The 18,514-nt window shown below is 69.8% G+C and carries 18 protein-coding genes; 3 read left to right on the forward strand and 15 right to left on the reverse strand.

Annotated elements, in window-relative coordinates; genetic code table 11:
* Positions 1-12: 12 nt before the first annotated feature.
* The 13 genes from ACVTJA_RS27715 to ACVTJA_RS27775 all read right to left on the reverse strand — a co-directional run bounded on the left by ACVTJA_RS27715 (position 13) and on the right by ACVTJA_RS27775 (position 13,024).
* Complete coding sequence (locus ACVTJA_RS27715; RefSeq protein WP_465824013.1) at positions 13-3,090, reverse strand: outer membrane protein assembly factor BamB family protein; 3,078 nt, start codon at positions 3,088-3,090, stop codon at positions 13-15.
* Between the two features lie 13 nt (positions 3,091-3,103).
* Positions 3,104-3,634 (reverse strand): hypothetical protein, encoded by a 531-nt coding sequence (locus tag ACVTJA_RS27720; protein WP_465824014.1) that lies wholly within the window; start codon positions 3,632-3,634, stop codon positions 3,104-3,106.
* Positions 3,634-3,930, reverse strand: a complete 297-nt coding sequence (locus ACVTJA_RS27725) for a PqqD family protein (RefSeq protein WP_465824016.1) — start codon at positions 3,928-3,930, stop codon at positions 3,634-3,636. The genes ACVTJA_RS27720 and ACVTJA_RS27725 overlap by 1 nt, the downstream gene beginning before the upstream one ends.
* Positions 3,927-4,265 (reverse strand): S24/S26 family peptidase, encoded by a 339-nt coding sequence (locus tag ACVTJA_RS27730; protein ID WP_465824018.1) that lies wholly within the window; start codon positions 4,263-4,265, stop codon positions 3,927-3,929. Before ACVTJA_RS27730 ends, ACVTJA_RS27725 begins: the two co-directional genes overlap by 4 nt.
* Before the next feature lie 253 nt (positions 4,266-4,518).
* Positions 4,519-5,799: a histidine--tRNA ligase gene (hisS, locus tag ACVTJA_RS27735; protein ID WP_465824020.1), complete on the reverse strand. Its 1,281-nt coding sequence runs from the start codon at positions 5,797-5,799 to the stop codon at positions 4,519-4,521.
* Entirely contained in the window at positions 5,796-6,638 is an 843-nt protein-coding gene (gene asd, locus ACVTJA_RS27740) for an archaetidylserine decarboxylase (protein ID WP_465824022.1), read from the reverse strand. Before asd ends, hisS begins: the two co-directional genes overlap by 4 nt.
* 76 nt (positions 6,639-6,714) lie before the next feature.
* Entirely contained in the window at positions 6,715-7,434 is a 720-nt protein-coding gene (locus ACVTJA_RS27745; RefSeq protein WP_465824024.1) for a hypothetical protein, read from the reverse strand.
* A 56-nt stretch (positions 7,435-7,490) separates the two neighbouring features.
* Positions 7,491-8,222, reverse strand: a complete 732-nt coding sequence (locus ACVTJA_RS27750; protein ID WP_465824026.1) for a metallophosphoesterase family protein — start codon at positions 8,220-8,222, stop codon at positions 7,491-7,493.
* Between the two features lie 31 nt (positions 8,223-8,253).
* Positions 8,254-8,607, reverse strand: a complete 354-nt coding sequence (locus ACVTJA_RS27755; protein WP_465824028.1) for a TIGR02266 family protein — start codon at positions 8,605-8,607, stop codon at positions 8,254-8,256.
* A gap of 109 nt (positions 8,608-8,716) precedes the next feature.
* Complete coding sequence (locus ACVTJA_RS27760) at positions 8,717-9,643, reverse strand: PfkB family carbohydrate kinase (RefSeq protein WP_465824030.1); 927 nt, start codon at positions 9,641-9,643, stop codon at positions 8,717-8,719.
* Between the two features lie 124 nt (positions 9,644-9,767).
* Positions 9,768-11,297: an MlaD family protein gene (locus ACVTJA_RS27765; RefSeq protein ID WP_465824032.1), complete on the reverse strand. Its 1,530-nt coding sequence runs from the start codon at positions 11,295-11,297 to the stop codon at positions 9,768-9,770.
* A 107-nt stretch (positions 11,298-11,404) separates the two neighbouring features.
* Entirely contained in the window at positions 11,405-12,142 is a 738-nt protein-coding gene (locus ACVTJA_RS27770; protein WP_465840527.1) for an ABC transporter ATP-binding protein, read from the reverse strand.
* Between the two features lie 66 nt (positions 12,143-12,208).
* Positions 12,209-13,024, reverse strand: a complete 816-nt coding sequence (locus tag ACVTJA_RS27775) for an MlaE family ABC transporter permease (RefSeq protein WP_465824034.1) — start codon at positions 13,022-13,024, stop codon at positions 12,209-12,211.
* A gap of 186 nt (positions 13,025-13,210) precedes the next feature.
* On the opposite strand from ACVTJA_RS27775, the gene ACVTJA_RS27780 reads away from it, so the two are divergent.
* From ACVTJA_RS27780 to ACVTJA_RS27790, 3 genes are read left to right on the forward strand one after another with little or no spacing between them, the layout of a single operon-like run.
* Positions 13,211-13,795, forward strand: coding sequence for a hypothetical protein (locus ACVTJA_RS27780; protein ID WP_465824036.1), 585 nt, complete (start codon positions 13,211-13,213; stop codon positions 13,793-13,795).
* Between the two features lie 46 nt (positions 13,796-13,841).
* Positions 13,842-15,485: a hypothetical protein gene (locus ACVTJA_RS27785; RefSeq protein WP_465840529.1), complete on the forward strand. Its 1,644-nt coding sequence runs from the start codon at positions 13,842-13,844 to the stop codon at positions 15,483-15,485.
* Positions 15,482-16,342 carry a hypothetical protein gene (locus ACVTJA_RS27790; protein ID WP_465824037.1) on the forward strand — a complete coding sequence of 287 codons (861 nt, stop codon included), beginning with the start codon at positions 15,482-15,484 and terminating at the stop codon, positions 16,340-16,342. The genes ACVTJA_RS27785 and ACVTJA_RS27790 overlap by 4 nt, the downstream gene beginning before the upstream one ends.
* On the opposite strand, the gene ACVTJA_RS27795 is transcribed toward ACVTJA_RS27790, so the two are convergent.
* Complete coding sequence (locus tag ACVTJA_RS27795; RefSeq protein ID WP_465824039.1) at positions 16,329-17,036, reverse strand: RluA family pseudouridine synthase; 708 nt, start codon at positions 17,034-17,036, stop codon at positions 16,329-16,331. The two genes, ACVTJA_RS27790 and ACVTJA_RS27795, sit on opposite strands and share 14 nt — an antisense overlap.
* Positions 17,033-18,508 (reverse strand): M16 family metallopeptidase, encoded by a 1,476-nt coding sequence (locus tag ACVTJA_RS27800; protein ID WP_465824041.1) that lies wholly within the window; start codon positions 18,506-18,508, stop codon positions 17,033-17,035. The genes ACVTJA_RS27795 and ACVTJA_RS27800 overlap by 4 nt, the downstream gene beginning before the upstream one ends.
* Positions 18,509-18,514: the final 6 nt, after the last annotated feature.

Below are 18,514 nucleotides of genomic sequence, written 5' to 3' on the forward strand. Positions count from 1 at the left end.
AAGGCTCTTTTCTCACGGGAAGGGTACCGTGAAAGCGCAGATGCGGCCATCTTGCGTGCCCACGTGCAGACGGCTCACGGTGGTGTCGACCGTCGGCGTGCCAATGCCCTGCGCACTCCCGAGCGTGACCTGCTGCGAATCCGTACCATCGGTCAGCTCGAGCTGGTGCACCTTTCCATCCGAGCTGCCCACGTAGACACGAGCCACCGCGTTGCGGTTGAAACCAAACGTGCCGGAGGGGCCCGCGACGGGCGTGCTCCACTTCATCGCCGGCACCGTGCCTCCGGCAGGCGTGTCCCAGAACTCCACCCGGCCCGCGGCGATGCTGGCCACGAAGCCACCGCCCTGCGGACGCACGAAGCTGGTGAAGGCGGGCGTATTCGCCGCCGGCCGCGAGGCCACGGTGACGTTCCACGCCGGCTGCAGGGTGGCCGTGTTCACCGCGTGGACCACACCGTCGCTGTCCGTCGCGTAGATGAGGTTGGTCACCGCGTTGCGAACGAGGCTCACGTCGATGTCACCCACCGGCAGCCGGGCGACTTCCTGCGCCGTGGGGCCGGTGGCCAGCGTGTTGAGGACGCGCAGCGTGTCCGCGCCCCCGTTCGTCTTCGTGCCGATGAAGAGGCGGTTGTTCGTGTAGTCCACCACCATGCCGCCGCTGACCATGCCCAGGTCGCCGGGCTGGTACGTCCACACCAGCGCGCCCGTGGCGGCGTTGAGCGCCACCACTCGGTTCTGCGCCGGGTCCGACAGGCGCGTGGCGAAGAACACCAGGTCGCGGTTCGGGTGCGCGGCCTGGTACGCCGCGTTGGCGAAGTCGTAGAGCTGCGTGACGGGGAACGACTGGATGATGCCGATGGGCGCGCCGCCGTTGTCCCACCGCCACAGCACCTGGCCGGTGCTCGCGTTGATGGCGTACGCGACGCCGGCCTGGTCACCCACCAGGATGTACTGGCCGGGCAGGCCGTGCAGCGGCACCACCGGGAAGCGGCTGCCGATGAGGCCCGACAGGGGCAGCGGCCTCCAGCGCTCGGCGCCGTCCTGCGACGGGTTGCTCACCTGCGTGAGGTTCGCCACCACCGAGTTGTTGAAGGAGCTGAAGATGCCCACGCCCAGCTCGGTGACGGGCTGCACCCGCGCGTCCAGGCCCACCGAGTAGCACCACAGCGGCGAATTGGTCAGTCGCGCCTGGGGGGTGACCACGAGCCCGCTCGACGTGGGCTGGTTGCCCGACGAGTACCAGCGCACGTCATCCGCGTTGTACACGCGGTAGTAGTACGTGGTGCCGTTGGTGACGGAGTCCGTGAAGCTGGAGGCCGTGCTGAAGCTGTCCGTGTAGACGACGGTGGCGTTGCCGAGGGCGTTGCCCACCGCATAGCTCCGGCCCTGCACCGGCGCGGTGTTCGGTGCGGTACCCGCGGCGCGCAGCACCAGCACGCCGCCGTGCTGCGCGGGGTTGTCCCACGTCAGCGTCACGCTGGCATCGCGAGCCACCGCCGTGACGCGTGCCAGGTCGGGTGCGGTGCCAGTCAGCAGCGTCACCGGAGCCTCGATGCGGATGGGCGTGTTGGCGTCATCCACCAGGTGCAGCCGGTGACGGAACGCCGTCGGCGCGGTGAGCGCCGTCCCGGAGCCGAAGTTCGTGTACGTCACGGAGAACGTGGCCGAGCCATTGACGGGGATGCCCGCCCCCGAGGCCGTCCAGGTGATGACGCCGGTGGCGGGATCGCGGGCGGCGCCCCACCCGCCGGTTATCGCGAAGCTCCCGTAGGTGAAGTAGTTGGCCGCGGGGCGCAGCAACCGGACCTGGAAGATGGGGAGCGCACCGCGGTTCTCCACCGTGTACGTGAAGACCTGGTTGGTGACGTTCGCGGCCAGCGCCTTGGGATTGATGCGCACGCGCTGCAGGACGATGCTGCCGCGCGGAGAACTCACGAGGTCACCCGCCAGCGCGGTGCCATTGCGGGTCGCATCCGCCTGGGCCTGGAAGAAGTAGTCCGCTCGTTCGGCACCGGTGACCCGGTAGCTCCAGACGAACTGAGCGGACGTTCCAGGCGCGAGCCGGCTCACGCTGGCGGGCGTCGGCCCCGAAAGCTGCGTCAAGGTGGCCGAGCCCTGCGGCACCAGACCGCGAGGACGCACGTCCACGAGCGAGTCCGTGGTGGACGTGTTGGTCACCGTCATCCGCACCTGCACGGTGTCGTTGGTGAAGGCATCCAGGGTGTCCACGTCGACGGACGCGGCCAGCGGGCCCACGTTCACCATCGGCGTTTCCGCAATCTGGGAGGTGGCGTTGTTGTTATTGGTGGCACGCACGTGGGCCACGGTGGCGCCGGCGGACGTCACCTGGGCCCGGGCCACGAAGACGCCTGCGTTGCGCGCCGGAATGTTCCGGGTGAAGGGCGTGGGCTCGGTGCCCACCACCGTGAAGTTGACGGTGCCCGTGCCGGTCGTCGGCCCCACGGCGGTGACGTTGGTCAACGTCCCCGTCCCCGACGCGCGGCTCTCGACGACGATGCGGGCCGCGAGCTCCGAGTTGACCCCCAGCGCGGGCGGGCGCACGGAGACCTGGGACGACAGTGCCGAGCGAACCCAGGGGCTCTGGGCCGTCAGGGTGATGCTGAACGTGCCGCCCTGGCACTGGTCCGTCGCGCTGGTGCCAGCCACGAACCGGTCCGCTACCTGGTCGGCGGCGGCCGCCCCGGGAATCATGCGGAGGGTGAAGCGGGCCGACTCCCCCTGCCCCAGGCCGTTGTTGCCGACGGCGCAGGAGTCCGACGTGGCGAAGGTGATCTGCCGCGCCGTGACGTCGAAGAAGATGACCTGCCAGCCCGCGGGAGCAGGGCTGTCCAGGAGGGTGTAGCCGGCGGGCAGGACGAAGGAGATGTTCGTAATCCGGCGCGAGTTGTTGTTCGACGTGTTGAGCGCGTCGACCGTCACCTCGGAGACCTCGTCCATCACCACGCGCGCCACCGTGTCGTTCGGGCTGGGCACCGGGGTGATGCTCCACGTACGGGACGTCTGCGCCGCCGCGAGGGTCGGCACCAGGAGCGCGAGGAGTACCGCGAGGCGGGCGTTGAAGGGATTCATGGCGGGCCTCACGTCACGGGTCCAGGGTGAAGGCGGCCGTGGTCAGCGGCTCGCCGTCGAGGAAGAAGCGCACCTGCCACGTCCCGCTCATGCCCGTCGTGGCCACCGTCGTCCCGGCCACCGGCAGTGAGAAGCGCACCTTGCGAGACTCCTCGGGCGGCGCCTCCACCACCGACGTGCGCCGCTCATACGGGTGGCCGGCGGGAGAGACGAACTCCACCTCCACCGTGCCCTTCCCGCGCACGCCGCCCACCGTCAGGTCCACATCCACCTGCGACACCGACGAGAGGCCACGGGCGCCCTCCTCCAGGCCCACGACGGCGGCGCTGCCCGTCACCGGGATGACCGTGGGCGCGGGGGCGACCTCCTCCGGAGGCGGCCGCTGCGCGCTCTCCGGGCCGTTGCCGAGCACATCCGTGGAGGGCAGCGGCTCCGTGGGCTGCTCATTCGTGCCCGGGTCCACCACCGGGGCCTGGGGGGACTTCCCCTCCGTACACGCGGACAGCCACAACGCCGCCGCGAGGAACGCCGTGCGCGCTCGCATCACAGTACCTCCTGTGTCTCGTCAATGAGGCCCAACCGGGCCAGCTCCGTCAGGAAGCGCAGCGTGTCCGAGAGGACCTGCCGCGCGTCCACCTTGAATTCCCGCGCCACCTGCTCCGCCACGTCGCGCGCAGTGCGCGTCCCATCGCAGAGCTCCCAGACGCGAATCGCCGTCGGGTTCAGCCCGCGCAGCGTGCGCCCGTCCGCGTCCAGCACGATGAAGTCCGAGCCGAACCGCTGGCCCGACACGCCTTCGCGAGGCCGGGGGATTCGGTTCTCGAGGAAGCCCGTGCTCATGAGCGCCCTCCCCGCCCCAGCAGCGACGCCAGGCGCCACTTCACCGCCACCCGCAGGCGTCCCAGCCGAGACGGCCCGCGGTCCCATCCGGCTTCCATCACCACTCCGCTCCGTCGCACGCTGCGCACCAGGCCCAGCACGCGTGAGAGAGGCAGCGGCGGATCCTCCGCGGGCGAGTTGTCCCCGCGCAGCGCGAGCATGTCCGCGTCACACCGCTTCACCCGGTGCAGCACCAGTGCATGGTCGAACCGCGCGAGCACCACGTCTCCGGGACGGGGCTCTCGCGTAAGCGGCTCCACCCCCGCCAGGTCTCCCGAACGCAACGACGGCCACATGCTGTCCCCCCGCACGGGGATCCAGCGTAGCGCCGTCGGCACGGTGGAGTGGGAAGATTCTGACGTCATCGGAGGAAGGGCAGTCTAACCCACCGGCACAGGCACGGCGAGCACAGCAGGCGCCGCTCTCCCTGACTTTCCCAGGGGTTACACGCCTGCTCGACCTTCATGGCTCCCAGGAGAGTCCCCGCCCTCCCGGCTGCCTCCCGGCCACTCGAGAGGCAACGGGAGGCAGCGGATGGCACCGGAAACGTCAGGCCGGCGTCGCGGCGCGGTGGGCGAGGACCGTCTTCGCCACGTCGTCCAGGGCCACGGGGATGGCGTCACCGCCGGCCATGCGCTTCAGCTTCGCCTGGCCACTGGTGCGCTCGGCCTCGCCGAGGACGAGCGTGAATTGCGCGCCGCTCTTGTCCGCGCGCTTCATCTGGCTCTTGAGGCTGCCGCCGCGCGTGTCGAAGTCCACGCGCAGCCCCTCGCGACGCAGGCGGCTGGCCAGCGTGAAGGCCGTGTCCTGCGAGCCCTCGTCCGCCACGGCGATGAACAGGTCCGGCGCCAGGGTGAACTTCTTGCCGCTCTCCTTGAGCAGCAACACCAGCCGGTCCAGGCCCATGGCGAAGCCCACGGCGGGCACGTCCGGTCCGCCCAGGCCCTTCATCATCGTGTCATAGCGGCCACCACCGCCCACGGTGCTGGCGGTGCCCAGCGCGGGGTGCGCGGCGATGAACTCGAAGACGGTGCGCGTGTAGTAGTCCAGCCCGCGCACCATGCGCGGATTCACCACGTACTTGATGCCCAGCGCCGTCAGCTTGCGCTGCAAGTCATCGAAGTGCGCGCGGCACGGCTCGCACAGGAACTCGAGCACGTTGGGCCCCGCCGCGGCGACGGCCTGGCACTTCTCGTTCTTGCAGTCGAGCACGCGCAGCGGGTTCGTCTCCATGCGCCGCTGGCAGTCACCGCACAGCTCTTCCCGGTGCGCCTTCAGGTACTCCACCAGCTTCGCGTGGTACGCGGGCCGGCACGCCTCGTCGCCCAGGGAGTTGAGGTTGAGCGAGATGTCCTTCAGGTCCAACGACTCCAGGAACTGGACCACCATGTCCATCATCTCGACGTCCTGGGCGGCCTCCTTCGCGCCGTAGGCCTCCGCGCCGATTTGATAGAACTGCCGGTAGCGGCCCGTCTTCATCCGCTCGTACCGGAACATGGGCCCCATGTAGAACCAGCGGGTGACGGGCTCCTGGTTGTTGACGGAGTGCTCGATGTACGCGCGCGCTGCGGGCGCGGTGCCCTCGGGACGGAGCGACAGGCTTCGGCCGCCCTTGTCGTCGAACGTGTACATCTCCTTGCCGACGATGTCCGTCTCCTCGCCCACGCTGCGCACGAAGAGCGCGGTGTCCTCCACCATGGGCGTGCGGAGCTCTCCGTAGCCGAACCGGCCGAACAGCTCGCGGGCCCGTCCCTCCACGTGCTGCCAGATCTCGATCTCCCCCGGGAGGAGATCATTCATGCCCTTCACACCGGAGATCTTCTGACTCACGAAATCACTCCAATGCGCTTGCCCAGCCGCACCACCGCCTCCTCCTTGAGGCTGTCGTCCCAGACGACGCGCTTGGGCTCGAAGAGGAGGATGACGGTGGAGCCCATCTCGAAGCGGCCCAGCTCGCCGCCCTTCTCCACCTTGAAGCCCGAGTCGTACTTGTGGACCTTGCCCGGCTTGCCAGTGTGCGTGAGCACCTCGTCGTACGTCGCCTTGATGCGCGACACGCAGGTGGCGCCCACCTTCACCACGGCGCACTTGCCCGCCACCGTGTCCAGGTACGTGATGAGCCGCTCGTTGACGCAGAACAGGGACTGCTTGTTCTTCACCGACGCGGGGTTCACCGGCCAGAACTCACCGGGGATGTACGCGTAGCCCGTAATCGTGCCGCCCAGCGGCGCGTGGATGCGGTGGTAGTCGCGCGGGGACAGGTAGATGGTCGTCCAGGCGCCGCCGTGGAACGGCTTCGCGGCCTCCGAGTCGCCCAGCAACTCGTCCACCGTGTACTCGATGCCCTTGGCCTGCAGGCACCGGCCCTGGTCCGAGTAGCCCACCTGGGACACGCGGCCGTCCACCGGGGACACCACCACCTTCTCGCCCGGGTCGATGGGGCGCAGGCCCGGCTTCAGGCCGCGGGTGAAGAACTCGGCGAAGGTGGGGTAGCGCTCGAAGGAGTGCTCGGCCTCCTCCATGTCCACGTTGTACGCCTTGGCGAAGGCGCGCATCGCCGCACGGTGGACGGGCGCCGGAGCGGGCAGGCGCGTGGCCAGGCCCACCGCGTGGGAGATGGCGGACTTCGGCAACAACTGCATCAACTTCATGAAGGTCTGGTCGTTCATTCGGCTTGGGTGCTGCGAAAAGAGTCGGAAGGGGCCCGTCGCGCCTGACGGCCCCGCCTGGAGGAGGACTGGAGTCTTAACGTCCCGCGTCTGCCCCGGGCTGCGGCACCGCGCCGCCATCGGCGGAGACTGTCACGGTGCGAACGGCGCTCTTCGGTAACAGCGTGAGGACCTTCCCCTGTTCGATGAGCAGCAGCGAGTCCACATGCCCGGGGTACTCCAGGCGGCAGGACGTGCGGTCGGCCAGCTCCCACGTCTCGCGCATGCCCCGCCCCTCCACCTCGAGGGGGGCGCCGCGCCGGAAGCAGCCGCGGAAGCCCGCCACCAGCTCGGACGCGGAGGTGCCCGACTGGGGACCGCTGAGCCCTGCGTCCGGAGGGCCGGCGTCGGCGGGCCCGGCAGGGGCTCGGGGCTCCTCGCGTGGGCTGAGGGAAGGCAGGGACACGCCGGCCGGAACCTCGCGCGCGGTGGCGATGGCCTTCTCCCGCGCCTCCGTCTCGGCCTGCATGCGGGCGCGGCCATCCTGGATGCGCTGGAGCAGCTCGCGGGCGCCCTGCGCGTCCAGGCTGTCCGCCGGCACGCGCTGGAGCTGCGCCTCGATTTCACCAATCTGCGGGTCCAGGAACGCTGCATCCAGCTTCTGCGCGTACAGCGCACGGAAGCGGCGCGCGGCCTCCTCGTAGTCGGCGGAAGGGCCCGAGTCGCGCTTGCAGGCCAACGGCGCGAGCGCGAGCAGGAGGACAGAGGCGATGCCCGCGAGGGGCCGGAGGGACACTCGAAGGACGGAAGTACGCACGGGACGGGTTTTATGTCACGTCCCCGTCCCCCGTGCCGGGTTTTTGCACCGCCGCGTCAGACTCCGAGGAACAGGCGCTTGCCGAAGTTCAGCGCCAGGTCCGCGTCGAAGATCTTCTGGGCGGACGTCTCGATGTCGTACTCCACGCGGACGTACTCCACCGTGCGCGCGTCGGTGTCGCAGATGACGAAGCAGGCCCGGTTGTCGTAGTCGCGCGGCTGGCCCACGCTGCCCACGGAGATGATGTACTTGTAGCCCTTCCGGATGCCGAACTTCTGGGCCACCACGTCGTTCACCTCGCCATTGCCGATGGCGAAGGCGCGGCACAGGTGGCTGTGGCCGATGAACGTCACTTCGGGCAGCTCCGCCACGTAGGGCGTCAGCTCGCGGGCCTGCTCCAGCGCGAAGATGTACTCGTACGCCTTCGGGTCGATGGGCGAGCCGTGGCAGAAGCCCACGTCGCCGATGCGGTACGTGTACGGGAGGCTGCGCAGCCACGCCATGTTCTCGTCGGTGAGGACGTTGGCGGACCAGTCCAGCGCGTGCCGGGCGGCGTCGTAGTAGTACGAATAGTCCATCCGCCCCGCCACCGCCGCGTCGTGGTTGCCCAGCAGGGTGACTTCCGCCACCGAGCGGACCAGGTCGCAGCACGGATTGGGCGAGGCCCCGTAGCCGACGATGTCCCCCAGCGAGACGAAGCGGTCCACCTTCTGGTGCTCGGCGACGCGGAGCACCTCGGTCAGCGCTTCGATGTTGGAGTGGATGTCGGAGATGACGGCGATACGCATGAGGGCCTCGGTGGGGGGACCGGGTCAGGCTTCAGCCGGCCCAGCCGACCTTCACCTGGTTCTGCTTCTGCTGAGAGATCATCTGCCGGAGCCGTCCCAGGGTTTCGCCGTCCAGCGACTCGAAGCGCAACCCCATGCCGGGCGGGAAGGCTCGCTCCTCCTCCTCCCGCAGCCATACCACTGTGGCGTGGGCGTGGATCTCCGGATCTCCCCCGGGCGTCAGCCGGACAACGGCTCGGGCGCCACGGGCCAGGGGGGTACTCGTCCTGAGGAAGAGCCCTCCCTCGCTCAGGTTGGTGATGCGCGCGTAGAGCGTGACGTTGTCGCCCTCGCACCAGCACCGAAGCTGGGTGGGGATCCGCGTGTGCTTTCGGTTCTCGCTCAACCCCGTTCCTTCTTCCGGCTTCGGCTCCTGTCCCGCAGCCTAGGGACGGCATGAATCCAGCGTCAAGTTCGTGGGGTGGGGGTTTTCCCCACCCTCCAGGGCTGGTGGATCAGCGCTCCAGCGGGCCCAGGTCGTCGAAATGGGTGAGCGTGCGGAACTCGGCGAAGCGGGCGTGGATTTCGGGGCGGGTGACTTCACGCAGCCGCTCCAGGCTGAACTTCTCCACGGTGAAGGAGGCCATGACGCTGCCCATCACCATGGCGCGGCGGAGCACCGCCGCGTCCGGGCCGCCCGACGAGGTGGCGAGCGCTCCCATGAAGCCGCCCGCGAAGGTGTCACCCGCGCCGGTAGGGTCGAACACCTCGGCCAGGGGGAAGGCCGGGCAGGCGAAGATGTGGTCGTGGTCGAAGAGGAGCGCGCCGTACTCGCCGCGCTTGATGACGACGCGCTGGGGGCCCATGGCGAGAATCGCCCGGGCCGCCTTCACCACGTTGTGCTCTCCGGCCAGCTGCCGGGCCTCGGCGTCGTTGACGAAGAGCAGGTTGACGCGCTTGAGCGTCTTGAGCAGCGCGGCGCGGCTGCCGTTGATCCAGAAGTTCATCGTGTCCGCGGCCACCAGCTTCGGGGCGCGGACCTGGTCCAGCACCTGCGCCTGGAGCTCCGGGTGGATGTTGCCGAGGAAGACGTACGGCGTGTCCCGGTAGGACTCCGGCAGCTTCGGCGAGAAGGCCTGGAAGACGTTGAGCTGGGTGTCCAGCGTCTGCGCCTCGTTCAGCTCGTAGCCGTAGCGGCCCTTCCAGCGGAACGTGCGCCCGGACTCACGGGTGAGCCCCTCCAGGTCGATGCCCCGGCCGCGCAGGAAGTTGAGGTGCGCCTCGGGGAAGTCCTCGCCCACCACCGCCACCACGCGCGCCGGCGTGAAGAACGAGGCCGACGTGGAGAAGTAGGTGGCCGAGCCGCCGAGGATGTCCTCCTTCCGTCCGAAGGGGGTTTCCACGGAGTCCAGAGCGACGGAGCCGACGACGAGCAGGGACATGCGAGCTTCCTGAGGGGAGAGATGCCGTCACAAAGCACGGCGCTCCCCGGGAACCCCGTGCCGTAGCCGGGTACGTGTTTTCCCGTCCCCCGTCAAGAGTCCACGGGGCGGCGAGCGGCGGCTTTCAGGGGGTGGGCGCGCCCACGACGGTGAGGATGGACTTCAGGTCGTCGTCGGTGAAGAAGAGGCCGCCGCCGACGAAGAAGTCCCGGCCTGCAATCAGCCGCTGCGTCGCCAGGTCGCGCTGCTGGGCGTTGAGGATGTCGTCCATGCCCGCCACCACGAAGAGGTGGTCGAAGGCCTGTGCGCGCAGGGTGGCGCGCAGGCGGGGGTAGCGCAGCTCGTCCGCCGCGAAGTTGAAGGCGTCCAGCTTGAGCGTCAGCGCATCGTCGAAGAAGTGCAGGTCGCCGCCCACGCCACCGGTGGACTCGATGAGGCCCACGCGCAGGGTGGTGAAGTACCAGCGCTTGGCGAACTGGGCGCTGATCTTCAGGCTCTCCTTGGTCACCTTCTGCGTCTGGATGACCGGGTCGCCCTCGGACGGCGGGTTGGTCTGCACCACCTGCGTGGACACGGTGCCGCGCGGGTCGTCCACCAGCTCGAGCAGGTAGTACTTGTCCGGCTTGGGGATGAGGCGGACGGAGAAGACGTTCTTCGAGCGGCCCTGGGCGGCGAGGTAGGTGGACTGGATGCCCACCTCCGTCTGGAGGTCGGTGAGCCGGGCGGCGAAGCGGGCCACGTCCGTCACCGTCTCGCGCACCTCGCGGCCCACCGTCTCGTCGGCCAGCAGCACACCCGCGGCGCCCTCCCCGTCCTTCACCTTGCGGGTGATCTCCTCCAGGTTGCCCAGCGTGCTGTCCAGCTTGTTGAGCGTCTGCTTCAGGCTGGCGACGGTCTCCTTCACGTCGCCCTCGCCCGTGCCGACGATGTTCTTCACGCTCGCGAGCACCTCACGCACGTCGCGGGTGATCATCTCGATGTTGTCGACGATGCGCGACACGTCCGCGGAGTTGCTGCGGGTGATGCCGCGCACGTCCTCGGAGATGCCCTCCACGTTGCCGACGATGATGTCCAGCCGGTCCGCGTTGCGCCGCACCGTCTGGTCCACCGAGTCCGACAGGCGGACGAGGTTCTCGACGATGCGCTGGAGCGAGCCCTGGCCCTTCTCCCCGCCCAGCACCTCGCGCAGCGAGCCCGTCACCTGTTGGATGTCCGCGGTGATCTGCGATAGCGACTCGAACACCGCCTCCATGCCGGCGGTGTCGATGACGCGGCGGATCTGCCCGCCGTTCTCCATGGACGGCGCGTTCTCCGTGCCGGGATTCAGGTCCAGGAGGAAGTCGCCGAGCAGCGACTCCGAGCGCTTGGTGACGACGGCGTCCTCGCGCAGGTCCACGTCCTTGCGGATCTTCAGCCAGACCTTGGCGCGCGTCCCCTCGAGGGTGATCTCGTCGATCTCTCCCACCGGGATGCCGGCGATCTGCACGCGGCCGCGCACGGCGAGGCCCGAGGCGTCGCGGAAGTACGCCCAGACGCGGAGCGACTCGCTCTCACTCAGTCCGCCCTTCTTGGCGAACAGGACGAAGGTGATGAAAAAGGCTCCCGCGGCGATGACCAGCAGGCCAACACGGAAGGGCGTGACGAGCTTCTTCACCTGATGTGACTCCGAGGGCTACCGGCCGGGCGCGACTCTAACGTTTTGCATCCGGAGTGCCACCTTTTCCTGAGGGGGGCACCCTGCCCTCCCACCTGAACCCCGGCTCAGTTCTTTCCGAACCAGGTCTCCAGGAAGACCTTCACCGCGGGGTGCTGGGACTCGCGGAGTTGCTCCGGAGGCCCGTTCTCCACGATGACGCCCTTGGAGAGGAAGGCAATCTGGTCCGCCACGTTGAAGGCGGAGGCGATGTCATGGCTGATCACCACGCTGGTGACCCCCAGCCCCTTCTGCGCGGCCAGGATCATGTCGTCCACGTAGTCCGTGGTGATGGGATCCAGGCCGGTGGTGGGCTCGTCGTAGAGGACGATCTTGGGGCCGAGAATCGTGGCGCGGGCCAGGCCCACGCGCTTGCGCATGCCGCCGGACAGGTCCGCGGGGAACTTGCCCTCCACCGCCTGCTTGAGGCCCATCAGGTCCAGCCGGGCGCGCACCTTCTGGCGGATGACGTCCTCGGAGTCCTTCGTGTGCTCGCGCAGGGGGAAGGCGACGTTCTCGAACACCGTCATCGAGTCGAACAGCGCCGCGGCCTGGAACACCATGCCGAACTTGTTCCGGACCTGCTGGAGCTGCGTGACGCTCATGGGGACGATGTCCTCCCCATCGATGATGACCTTGCCGCTGTCCGGCTTGAGCAGGCCGATCATGTGCTTCATCAGCACCGTCTTGCCGGAGCCGGAGCCACCGAGGATGACGCACGTGCTCCCGGCGGGCACCTTGAGGTTGATGCCGGTGAGGACCTTCGTCTCGCCGAAGGTCTTGTGCAGGTCCACGATTTCAATCATCGGCGTCGTGGACGGGGACGCGGCGGGGCCGGAGCCCTCGCGGGTGGGCGCTGGAGCCTCCATCAGTCAGTGCCAGAGCAATCCGAGGATGAAGTCGAGGATGAAGATGGACAGCGCGCTGGCGACCATGGCCTCGGTGGTGGCCTGGCCCACGCCCTTCGCACCGCCGGACGCGTTGTAGCCCTTGAAGCAGCAGATGAGAGCCACCGCGAGGCCGAACACCGCCCCCTTCACCAGGCCCTCGTAGATGTCCATCGGCGCCATCCACTGCTGCGTGCGCGAGAGGAACGTACCGGGAGAGATGCCCAGGGCCCCCACCGCCACGAGGTAGGCGCCCGCCATACCCGTGGTGTTGAAGAGCATGGTGAGCGCCGGCACCATGAGCAGTCCGGCCAGCACCCGCGGGACGAGCAGGTACTGCACCGGGTTGACGGCCATGGTCTCCAGGGCGTCCACCTGCTCGGTGACGCGCATGGTGCCCAGCTCGGTGCACATGGCGGAGCCGGCGCGCATCGTCACCATGAGCGCGGAGAACACGGAGGCCAGCTCGCGGGTGAGCGTCAGCGCCACCGTGGGACCCACGAGGCTCTCGGCGTCGAAGAGGGCGAAGGCGGTGGACGTCTGGAGGGCGAACACCATTCCGGTGAAGGTGCCCGTCAGGCCCACGATGAAGATGGAGCCCACACCCACGAAGTCGAGCTGGGCGAAGAGGTTGGCCAGCCGGTAGGGAGGCCGGACGGCCCACCGGAACACGTCCAACCCCAGGGTTGCCAGCCCCCCGAGGGTGCTGACGACATCGATGAGGCCCTTACCGAAGTTGGCCACGGATTGGTGGAAGAATCCGGGTTCGCGGGTCGGGCTGCTGGGGGTCTGCGTGGTCATGCGGTGTGAAACCTACTCTTGACTGACCGGGCGTCAGGTGCAAGCGAAGTGATGACTCCGGAGGCCGGTGGGGAGACAGGCGTCGAAGACGCTTCCTCCCCGTGAAGCGAAGCGTTTATGTTCCGCGCCCCTTAATCTTGACTCACTGCCTGGGGACTCCAAGCCCGGGCCGAGAAACAGACGAACATGGCAACTCATAAGGTCGGCGGCGAGGTGGACGCCCAGTGCACCCGCTGCAAGCTCACTCTCGCGCACACCATCCTGGCGATGGTGGGAACGAAGATTGCGCGGGTGCGCTGCAATACCTGTGGCGGGGACCACGCGTACCGCGCGGCACCGGGCATGACGGACCGCCCGTCCTCGTCCAGCAGCAGCGCGCGCGCGTCCCGGGCGTCGTCCTCCTCCTCGGCCGCGGCCAAGGTGGAGAAGGTGGTCATCTCCTTCGACGAGCAGCTCGCCGGCAAGGACACCGCCCACGCGATGAAGTACAGCCCGAAGGACACCTACCAGGTGGACCAGGTCATCCAGCATCCAACGTTCGGCGCGGGCTTCGTGACGGCGGTACGCGGCGACAAGGTGGACATCACCTTCCGCACCGACACGAAGACGCTGGTGCACGGCCGCGGCGGCGCTCCGGCGGAGAAGCCGGCGTTCAGCCCGCCCAACGCCCGCAACACCGGGCCCGCGGACAAGCCGCTTCCTCCCCAGTCCCCCGAGGCGTCGACCGGGCCCGCGGCTGAGGGAGAGGCTCCGGCCCCCACCGAGGGTTGACCGGTTCGGGATGGAGGGGATGAAGTCGATGCCACGGTCCGTGAGCATGCGTCCCCTCCCCCTCTTCCTGCTGCTCCTCGCCGCCCCGGTGTGGGCGGCCCCGCCCGGGGTCTCGGTGTCCTGGACTCCGGAGCGGGTGGTGCTGGGGCAGGACTTACGGGTGACGGTGGAGGTGCGCGTCCCTCCGGACTCCGGTCCGGTGCGCGGCGCGGCCTCCTCCGGGACCTTCTCCCAGGAGCGGGTGGAAGGTGGCGAGGTGCGCGCCTTCCAGTGGACGCCCCCGGCCGTGCGTCATCCGCTGGTGGCGGTGCTCGCCTTCTGGATTGAAGACGGGGCGAAGGCCTCCGCGGCGCCACCGCCGGAGTGGGCCGTCGTCCGGATTCCCCTGCTGGGCAAGACGCAACTGGATGTGTCCACCGACGCCGAAGCCAGCGTGGTGGTGGAGGTGGGCGGCAGGCGCTTCGGTCCGGTCCTGGCGGATGCCCAGGGCCATGCGCGCGTGCCGGTGGAGGTGCCTCCGGGGGTGCGCTCCGCGAACGTGCTGGCCACGCGGGACACGCTGCGCACCCGCGCGGTGATTCCGCTGGACCCGCCGCAGGAGGCGCCGCTCGTCGCGGCACTCACTCCGTCGCCGCTTCCCTCCGAAGGCAGCGGTTGGCTCCTCGTGGCCGGTGAGGAAGGCCTCGCCCCGGAGGAGCTGGAGGTGTCCGCCGAGGGTGCGACGCTGTCCGTCGACGACGAGGCGTTCCGCGCGAGCGCGGTGGAGATCTCCATCGACGGCGCCGCGGTGTCCGTCGAGAGGCTGCACGAGGTGGTCCGGGAGCTGGAGTCTGAAGGCACGGCGTCGCAGGCTGCGTCCTCCATGGGCGCGGCCACGTCGGGTCGAGCGGACCCGCGCTCACGCCGACAGCCTCTTCTCGCCGCCGCGATGACGTCGGGCGAAACGGCCCGCGAGGAGGACGCGCTCGCGCTGCCTGACGAGCCACCTCTGCGCTATCGCGTCACCCCCGAGCCGGACGCCACGACTGTCAGCGTGACGGTGCGCCGCAAGGGGCGCGAGGACCGGGCGCGCGCCACGGTGGCTGTCCTTCCGAAGCCGGTGTCCGTGGTGGTTACGCCTCCCACGGTGACGCCTCCTCTGCCTGACGTTCCCCGCCCCACGCCACCGCCCCCCTCGCCGGCAGGCCACTGGCGCCCCTCCGTCTTCGCGCTCGCGGGTGGCGCCTTCGCGGGCGGGGCGAACACGGGTCCTACCGGCGCGGTGGGTGTCTCCCTCGTGCCGCCGTGGTGGGAGGGCCGCTTCGCCGCCGAGCTCGAGGCAGGCCTGCGCACCGCCACCTTCGACGGGCGCCTGGACTCGCTGGGCGCGGTGCGCTCGCGGGTGCTGGCGGTGCCGATGCTCGCCTCGGTGCGCGCTGTCATTTTCCAGCGTGCCGCGCTCTCCCTGTACGGGCGAGCAGGCGGCGGAGTCCTGCCTTTCCGCCACCGACTGCGGAGCGACTTCCAGGAAGATGTGAAAGAGAGCAAGCTGGCGGGGATGGGCTTTCTCTCCGTACAGGGAGCGGTCCGACTCGGGCGCTGGAGCGCGCTGGCGGAGTTGCGTGGCGCCTGGGCGCCCGCGCGCACGCCGTGGCTGGACGCGCAGCTCGGCGGCCTGAGCGGGCTCCTGGGCGTGAGGTTCGAGCCATGAGCCCGAGCCGGGTCAGCGCGCTGCTCATTGCCGCCCTGCTATCGGCCTGCGACTCCAGCTCGTCGCTGCCCAACCCGGACATCCTCTCCGTCACGCCCAACCAGGTCATCGTGCCGCGCGACCTCCCCGCCGCGCAGCGCAGCCCCGTCCGGGTGTCCCTCGACGCGGTGATTCCCGTCCGCGTGGACTACGGCGAGGAGCAGGTCACCACCGACGCCGCGCGGGTGTGGATTGGCTCCGAGCAGGCCCCGGTCCAGTGGGTGGAGCAGGACGGCACATTGACTGTCGTGGTGCCGGAGGTGCTCGACACCGGCAGCTACGACGTCCGCGTCGCGCTCTCCGATGGGCGCGAGGCGACCCGCTCCTCCGTCCTCAGCCTCATTTCCGGAGCCGGTGAGCCATGGCCCCCCTCGGGACCGGACTCCGGAATCCAGGAGCCCGAGGACGCGGGCCCGCTCGTCCTCACGGACGCAGGCACCATGGAAGACGGAGGCCTGTCGCCCGGAGGCGGCGACGCGGGCGTGGAGCAACCCGAGGACGGCGGGCTCGGCCCCAATGACCCGATACGCCCCGGAGACATCACCGGCTTCGAGCTGGATGCCGTGGGAGACCAGACGTGGGGCGCGCCCTTCATGGTCACCGTCCGCGCCATCGGGCCGCGCGCGGCACACTTCCAGGACAGCGTGGAGCTGACCGTGAACAAGACCGGCGCCGTGAGCCCCCTCAAGCTGGGCCCCTTCGACAATGGGCTCTGCACGCAGGCGGTCACGGTGAAGGCGCGAGGCGCCAACGTGAAGCTCACCGTGACGGACGCCTACGGCGCGCAGGGCACCAGCAACGGCTTCAAGGTGGAGTAGCCGCCCCGCGTCGCAGCAGCTCCCGCGCGCGCTGCATGTCCTCGGGCAGCGGCGCCTCCACCGCGCGAGCCGGCACACCGGGCAGCGCCGGCCATTCCACGCGAGCCGCATGCAGCGGCGTCCGGGCGAGCACCACCACCTCCCCTTCCCCGCCGAGGTCCTTCTCCGTCAGCGGCGTGTCTCGGCCGTACTGGTGGTCCACCAGCAGCGGGTGTCCGAGGGACAAGAGGTGCACGCGAATCTGGTGCGTGCGCCCGGTGAGCGGCTCGGCCTCCACCAGCGACGCGCGCTCGAAGGTCTCCACCGGCCGCACCCGCGTGCGCGAGGCCTTGGCGTCGGTGTCTCCCGGCCGCGCCACGCGCATGCGTCCCTTGCGCGCGGCCACCAGCGGCGCGTCCACCATGCGCGGCGCCTCCACCCGGCCCTCCACCAGCGCCAGGTAGCGCTTGCGCACCTTGCCGGACTCGAAGGCCACGGAGAGCGCGCGGTGCACCGCCGCGTCCAGCGCGAAGACGAGGACACCGGACGTGTCCCTGTCCAGGCGGTGCACCACGAAGACCTTCTGGCCCCGCTGCGACTCCAGCGCGTCTCGCAGCGAGTGGCCGCCGTCACGCCCGGGGATGACCGGCACCCCGGGCGGCTTGTCCACGACGAGCACGCCCCCGCCCTCGAAGAGGATGCGGGCGTCCGTCACTCGTACTCCGACGCGGGCACGACGGAGATGGGGCCCAGGCCCTTGAGGTGCTTCTTCACCTCGTCCGCGCGGCCGAGCACGACGATGGCGGGCGCCTCCGGCAGGCAGTACTTCTTCGCCGCCGCGGCCACCTGCTTCGGCGTCACCGCGCGCAGCCTGTCCCGAAACTTCTCCACCCAGTCATCGCCCAGCCCGTGCACGCGCGTGTCCGCGATGCTGCCGGCGATGGACTCGTTCGTCTCCGTGCGCAGCGGGTAGAGGCCCGCCAGGTACGCCTGCGCATCGGCCAGCTCGCGCGGCTTGAGCCCCTTCTCGCGCACGCTGCCAATCTCCCCCAGGGCCACGTCGATGATTTCGCGCGTGGAGGCCGTCTTCGTGAAGGTGGACAGCGCGAAGACGCCACCGGCGTTCATCGCGTCGAACCACGAGCTGACGCCGTACGTGAGGCCGCGGTTGACGCGAATCTCGTTCATCAGCCGCGACGTGAAGCCGCCGCCCAGCGCGATGTTCATCGCCGTGGCCGGGAAGTAGTCCTCGTGGCCCATGCGGAAGCCGGGGCCACCGATGCGCACCTGCGACTGCGTCTGGTCCGGCTTGTCCACCACCAGCACGCGCCCGGCGCCCGGAATCTTCTTCACCGGAGGCACCGTGGGGGGCGCATCCGGCCCGCCCGTCCAGCCGACGAAGGCCTCCTCCGCGGCGGCCACCACGCGCTCCGGCTTCACCGCGCCCACCACGACGAGCATGGCCACCTTCGGCCCCATGCGCTCCTGGTGGAAGCGCACCACGTCGTCGCGCGTGAAGGTGCTCACCGTCCGCTTCGAGCCACCCACGTCGTGCCCGTACGGGTGGTCACCCCACAGCGCGCGCACCATCGCCCGGTCGGCGATGACGGACGGGTCGTCCAAATCATTCGAGAACTGCGCCAGCGCACGCTCGCGCGCGTCGTCCACCTCGGACTGCGGGAAGGACGGCTCGCGCACCAGCTGGCCCAGCACGCCCAGCATCTGGGCGAAGTGCTCGGCCGGCGTGGTGAGGGCGATGGACATCGTGTCCTCGCCCACGCCCACGCCGAGGCTGGCGCCGACGAACTCCACCGTCTCGTCAATCTGCTGCGCGGTGAGGCGGCGCGTCCCCCGGCGCAGCAGCCGGGCGGTGAAGTCCGCGAGGCCGTGCTTGCCCGCGGGGTCGGTGGCGCTGCCGGCGCGCAGCACCAGCCGCATGGACACCAAGGGCAGCGGGCCGCGCTCGGCGGCAATGACCTTCAGGCCGCTGGACGTCGTGCTCTCGTGCAGCGTGGGCAGCTTCAGCGCGCCGGTGGACGCAGCCTGCGCCTTGCGAGGCGTGGCCGTGCGGCCGGACGCGGGCGCCTTGCGCGTGGCGCGCTTGAGGGCCCGGACCGGTGCCTTCACGGCGCGGGCGACGGTGGACTTCACGGAGGTCTTCAGGGAAGGGCTCTTGCGAGAGGCCATGTGGTA

The sequence above is a fragment of the Pyxidicoccus sp. M6 genome, assembly GCF_055568925.1.

Bases quoted from the DNA above. Each gene is read 5' to 3' on its own strand.
- ACVTJA_RS27770 (WP_465840527.1), bottom strand. From the start codon at position 12,142: ATGATTGAAATCGTGGACCTGCACAAGACCTTCGGCGAGACGAAGGTC.
- ACVTJA_RS27725 (WP_465824016.1), bottom strand. From the start codon at position 3,930: ATGAGCACGGGCTTCCTCGAGAACCGAATCCCCCGGCCTCGCGAAGGC.
- ACVTJA_RS27780 (WP_465824036.1), top strand. From the start codon at position 13,211: ATGGCAACTCATAAGGTCGGCGGCGAGGTGGACGCCCAGTGCACCCGC.
- ACVTJA_RS27715 (WP_465824013.1), bottom strand. From the start codon at position 3,090: ATGAATCCCTTCAACGCCCGCCTCGCGGTACTCCTCGCGCTCCTGGTG.
- ACVTJA_RS27785 (WP_465840529.1), top strand. From the start codon at position 13,842: ATGCGTCCCCTCCCCCTCTTCCTGCTGCTCCTCGCCGCCCCGGTGTGG.
- ACVTJA_RS27775 (WP_465824034.1), bottom strand. From the start codon at position 13,024: ATGACCACGCAGACCCCCAGCAGCCCGACCCGCGAACCCGGATTCTTC.
- ACVTJA_RS27790 (WP_465824037.1), top strand. From the start codon at position 15,482: ATGAGCCCGAGCCGGGTCAGCGCGCTGCTCATTGCCGCCCTGCTATCG.
- ACVTJA_RS27720 (WP_465824014.1), bottom strand. From the start codon at position 3,634: ATGCGAGCGCGCACGGCGTTCCTCGCGGCGGCGTTGTGGCTGTCCGCG.
- ACVTJA_RS27760 (WP_465824030.1), bottom strand. From the start codon at position 9,643: ATGTCCCTGCTCGTCGTCGGCTCCGTCGCTCTGGACTCCGTGGAAACC.
- ACVTJA_RS27730 (WP_465824018.1), bottom strand. From the start codon at position 4,265: ATGTGGCCGTCGTTGCGTTCGGGAGACCTGGCGGGGGTGGAGCCGCTT.
- ACVTJA_RS27750 (WP_465824026.1), bottom strand. From the start codon at position 8,222: ATGCGTATCGCCGTCATCTCCGACATCCACTCCAACATCGAAGCGCTG.
- ACVTJA_RS27800 (WP_465824041.1), bottom strand. From the start codon at position 18,508: ATGGCCTCTCGCAAGAGCCCTTCCCTGAAGACCTCCGTGAAGTCCACC.
- asd (WP_465824022.1), bottom strand. From the start codon at position 6,638: ATGAACGACCAGACCTTCATGAAGTTGATGCAGTTGTTGCCGAAGTCC.